This is a genomic window from Methylobacterium sp. BTF04 (assembly GCF_010692745.1).
Taxonomy (GTDB): Bacteria; Pseudomonadota; Alphaproteobacteria; order Rhizobiales; family Beijerinckiaceae; genus Methylobacterium.
This window is the reverse complement of sequence record NZ_JAAHTB010000194.1, coordinates 1-1053: the sequence shown is the minus strand read 5'-3', so window position 1 is coordinate 1053 and position 1053 is coordinate 1. Positions and strand designations below refer to the sequence as shown.

Here is a 1053-nt window from a genome sequence, read left to right as displayed (position 1 = left end):
CGCCGTCAGCCCAGAACACGCCGCAAGACACCGCCTGGTGAATAAGACGGGCTAGCGGTGTTCGTCCAGCGGTTCCGCCCGATGAGCTGGAGCGGCTCGCGCGCCGCGCTAATGGAGGCGAACGCTCGCTTGCTCGACAGCCTGGAGGCGCAGATCTCGACGAACCTCATGCCGATCGTGGCCGACGCCAAAGCCCAACTGGCGCAAGAGATTGCGAGGGAGCGGGAGTGTGAGTCTGCAAGGGATCGTGCGCGGGACGAAACGTTCGAATGATGCTCGGGAGCGAGTGGTGCGACGCTGAACATCTGCTTTCTACGACCTGTCGAAATGTAGATAACTCATGTCGGGGGAATCTATGTGTATCCCAGGTCCGCTCACGACTAGCAAATGTAGATCGAATTATCATCGAGTTTTTTAATTAATAAAAACCCAACGTATTGGATATTCGGAAGGTGCGAACTTGTTGGTCGGCGGACTGAGTTATTTGAGCCATTTATTGATTAACGACAAATGTATTTCATTCGCCGGGTCAGCAGAGCATTCGTCTACGATTGGATGTGTATATTTGAAAGGCACCTGCCCCTGAAACGCGATTTGACTCTCAACAGTTATGGGATTGCACAATGAGTCAGGAAAAAAAGTCTCGCAAGTTCGATAGCGACATTCCAGAATTTATACGGGAGTATGCTGGCGAAGGAACTGAAAATATTTCTCACCGAGATTGTTGTTGGATGGGAAAAGATGGTGGGCTAGATGACAAAGATTTTCATGGTATTTCTTTAGAAGTGCGGCCACTCGAGGATGCTGTAGCACTCGCAAAAGCGCGTGGCACCGCGGGTAGTTCATCAGTAGAATCTATTTGTATTTCGAATAAAATTTCAATGCCATGGGACGCACGCAAAAGAGGACCGAAGGAATTCATCGACGATGATATGATTTGCATCATCGCCACGAGATTTCACGAGCGTTTTTTTTCTAATTCGCCGCGGATTCCAGAATTAGTGTCTGTTCGGCAACATATTGATTGATTTGAGTAGGTTGTGATTCAAGCGG

Annotated in this window: 2 protein-coding genes; both read left to right on the top strand. The window is 49.3% G+C overall.

The features are described 5' to 3' along the window. Nucleotides 1-81 precede the first annotated feature (81 nt). Nucleotides 82-273, top strand: coding sequence for a hypothetical protein (locus G3T14_RS24275; RefSeq protein WP_163645020.1), 192 nt, complete (start codon nt 82-84; stop codon nt 271-273). 350 nt (nt 274-623) lie between these two features. Beyond that, nucleotides 624-1028, top strand: coding sequence for a hypothetical protein (locus G3T14_RS24270; RefSeq protein ID WP_163645019.1), 405 nt, complete (start codon nt 624-626; stop codon nt 1026-1028). Nucleotides 1029-1053 lie beyond the last annotated feature (25 nt).